The organism is Robinsoniella sp. (assembly GCF_034124845.1).
Genome location: NZ_JAWYAJ010000467.1, coordinates 1 through 4063 on the forward strand (window position 1 = coordinate 1; position 4063 = coordinate 4063).

General features: G+C 44.1%; 2 protein-coding genes. Both read right to left on the reverse strand.

All coding sequences use genetic code 11. From position 1 onward, the window contains the following. Window positions 1–949: YfhO family protein (locus ACH2DQ_RS22885; protein ID WP_395028475.1), on the reverse strand; the 949-nt coding region annotated here is incomplete at its 3' end. A 140-nt stretch (window positions 950–1089) separates the two neighbouring features. Then, window positions 1090–4063, reverse strand: a 2974-nt coding sequence (gene addA / locus ACH2DQ_RS22890; protein ID WP_395028477.1) for a helicase-exonuclease AddAB subunit AddA, incomplete at its 5' end; no start/stop codon positions are given.

The following is a 4063-nucleotide window of genomic DNA, read 5'->3' on the forward strand; positions in this document are numbered from 1 at the left end:
CGATGCCAAGCATAACAATTGGAAGCAGGGCAATGCTGTCCAGCCACATCAAATTGAAATAGTATCCAATCATAAAACTGCTGAGTGCATACATCACGGCAAACACTACCGGAGTAAAGTTCTTTCCCTTATTCCGGGTGGTCAGGTAATATCCAAAGCAGCCTCCACACAATGCAATTTTAAGAATGATCAGGTATGCCATTACATCCATCATATTCCTGGCTGGGAATAATACAATGAGAAAATTCAACGGGCTTGCCAGATAATAAGCATAAGTCGCCCAGAAATTATAACCCAGGCCTCCGCCAAAGGAATATAATAAGGACTCACTGGCTGCAAGCTTGTCATGAAAATCCGTAAAAAACGGCAGATACTGATGCAGGGAATCGATGATCAGCACACCGTGGTCCCCAAATGGAAAGACTCCGTTGGCAATATAAGCAATGAACATCACGACTGCCGGAATTCCGGCTGATGCAATGACACACCATTTCTTCGTCTTACGGATCTTTCTTTCTTTTTCCGTTAATTCTGCTATATCCTTCTTTTCTTTAAATACAAATGCTTTGCTGAAAATATAATTTAATACTAATACAACTACCTGAATTACCAGTTTGGCAATTAAATCATTCATGCCCCAGACACAGCTAAGCAGGACGACACCAAATACCTCAATATACATGGTCAAAAGCCGCATTCCTACAAACTGCACACATTCTTTAATGACTTCCCAAACGGTATTTCGCTTACTCTCAAATACAAAGATCTTATTAACCACATATGCAAACACAATCGCCAATAATATTGAGATAAAATTGGCTATGGTAATATCGATACCCATTATGGTACGCATAAGCGTATAAGAAAGCAGGTTAACGAGTGTAGTACATCCGCCAAAGAAAATATAACGGACGGCCTGATTTTGAAACAATTTTTTTATCCAGTTCATTTTGCACTCCTCATTTAAAATACTGTCGTGTTAAGTATAGCTTTTGGTATTTGAAAAATCAACCATAATTGTGTGAAATCCCCTTAAAACTTCCTTAACATGGAAAAGGATGAATGAATTTTCAAACTGACTCTTCCCCTCTATTTGATCCGGATTCCTTTCTGCAGCCAGAAGGAATAAAGTATCTTCTCTTTCACCTTTTTCTGGGTCATACGCTCCAGCGCCTGTGCATAATAGTCCAGCTGGATCTTATATTTATCCACCAGTATTTCTGCATGGTCTTCCGGTACATAATCTGTCTTATAGTCAACCAGAATTATTGCCTCATCTTCGTAAAAAAATGCATCTATGATACCCTGAATCAACACCATTTCTTCATTTGACCAGGATTCTTTTATTTCAGAAGCCATAACGCCCAGGACAAATTGCTGTTCCCGGTACAGATTTCCCTCCTGTTCTGCCTTTGCCATCCGTTTTCCCAGAACTGAACCAGATAAACGTACAATTTTTCTTTTATCAATCAGATCTATTTCTTCCCGGGTCATTTTTCCTGCTTCCAGGAGCCGCTCAATCTGTGCATTCAGTTTCTGGCTTCCGGCAGCATCCGCAAAATTTAGTTCCTCCAGCAGCTTATGGTAAGCCGTACCACGCACTGCTCCGGGCACTTCGGTTTTCTGCTGCATAAACCTGGGTATCAGCGGAACAATATCCGGTTCTTCATAAATGAAAAACTCTTCCTCCCCGTATAGCAGGTTATCTGCGGACTGGCTGTATTTTTTCAGTTCCGAAACTGTAATTTTCCCATGAATATCCCCATCCTGTTCATAGGGGTATACCGGATCCATGCGCTTGTCCAGAGCTTCCAGCTGTTGCTCACTCAGCATCCGCTGTCCCCGCTCTAAAAGTTCTTCTTTGGAAACCTTGATTGCCATCTGATGAGCAGCCTCTCTGGTAACCAGTTCTTTCACCGGACATACCCGGATGGAAAAATAGGCTTCCTTCCGGTACAGTTCATGTGCAGGATCGTTCACAAATCCATATTCCTCCAATAACTTGCGTGCCGACTGGTGGCGCATAAGCGCAGGCATCACCCAGTCCAGATAGGATGACGCACCGGATAACTCGGTAAAAGAAATTTTTTCCTCTTCCCTGCGGCAGATCTGGCTCCATTTTTTTATCTTGTCAGCAATTTTCGTCACCGCACCGGTCATAATCAGTTTTTCTTTTGCTCTTGTGAAAGCCACATACAATACCCGCAGTTCTTCCCCCAGATTTTCATTGATGGTTTCCCGCTGAATGGTTTTCTTTAAAAGTGTAGGGCTTTTCACACGAAGAACGGGATCAATATAATCGCAGCCAATCCCCAGATCCGGATGGAGCAGCACCCTGCTCCTGCTGTCCTGCTGGTTGAATGACTTGCCCATTCCCCCTGCAAATACGATTGGGAATTCCAGTCCCTTACTCTTATGAATACTCATAATCCGCACCGTATCTTCCTGTTCACCAATGGTACTCGCCTCGCCATAATCCACATTGTATTTCTGTAAGTTCTCGATATAGCGGATAAAGTTAAACAGCCCCCGATAACTGGTAGTCTCATAAGTCATGGCTTTTTCCACCAGCATCTTCAGATTTGCCGTCCGCTGTTCTCCACCCGGCATCGCTGCTGCATAATCCCCGTATCCGGTGGAATCCAGTACCTGCCACAACAGTTCATGCATCGGTGTATAGGGTACCAGCATGCGGAAATGATCCAGCATACGGAAAAATTTCTTTAACTTTTCTATTATGCCCTTTTGGCAGGCATCACCTTCATCCGGCTGAGAAGCATACAGCCTGCAGCATTCATAAAACGGCATATTTGGATTTAAGCTTTTAATAACAGCAAGTTCTTGTGTCTCCAGCCCCCCAATGGGAGACTTTAATACTGCCGCCATGGGTATTTCCTGCCTTGGATTGTCCACAATTTTCAGAAAAGCCAGTATGGTCTGTATCTCCACCGTAGAAAAATATCCGGTCTGTGACCCGGTATACGCCGGAATTCCCTGGCTTTCCAGCACTCTTGCAAAGGACTCCGCCCATCCGGAAATGGTACGCAGAAGAATTACTATGTCCCCATACCTGGCTTTTCGGTAGGTTCCCGTTGCTTTATCCAGCACATCCTCTTTACCCACTATCTCCAGAATACGGCTGCCGATTGCCCTGGCTTCCAGTTCTCTGGCATTCTCTTCCACATCCTCTACCACCTCATCTAACGTGTCCAGATCTACCAGAAGCATTTCCGTATTGGTAAATCCCTCCCCGTCAGCTTGTTTTTCCGGAAAAGCGGCGCCGGGATAAAGTGCCGCCTCCGCATCATACTGGATATTTCCAAGATATCTTGCCATAATCTGTTCAAAGATATAATTCACGCTGACCAGAACCTGGCTTCTGCTGCGGAAGTTTTTATGCAGGTCAATTCGCTGGCATTGGCTGTCCGTAACCGGATACGTATCATATTTTTCCATAAACAGTTCCGGCCTTGCCAGACGGAAACGGTAAATACTCTGCTTCACATCCCCCACCATAAAAATATTATATTTTCCCATGCATTTCTTAGATATGCTGGTAAGGATCAATTCCTGGACCAGGTTGCTGTCCTGGTATTCATCAATCAGAATTTCTTCATAATGTTCTGCCAGATCCATTGCAATCTGCGTGGGCACTGCCTCCCCGTCCTTTTCCTCTACCAGGATATTCAGGGCAAAATGCTCAAGGTCACTAAAATCCACCACGTTTTTTTCTCTCTTTTTCCCCGCATACCGCTCTGTAAATTCACATGCCAGGTCAATTAAGACGCCCATGACCTCTCGGCTTCCCTGTATATCGGAAATCACGGATTCTAAGCTTCCAAAAAAGTACTGCTCCTGCAGTCCTTTCAGGCTTTTCTTCACCTGTTCCCGGATTGCTTTTACCTGTTCTTTTTTATTTTCAGAAACAGCTTCATCTTTTTTAGAAGAAAGCCTTGCATATTTGCCCATTTCGGCAAACGCCTGGGCATAATCCCGGTAATTGTCTGCCTGACGTATCTGCCGGATCATCGCCTGATCCTGGCATAATGCATCTTCATACATA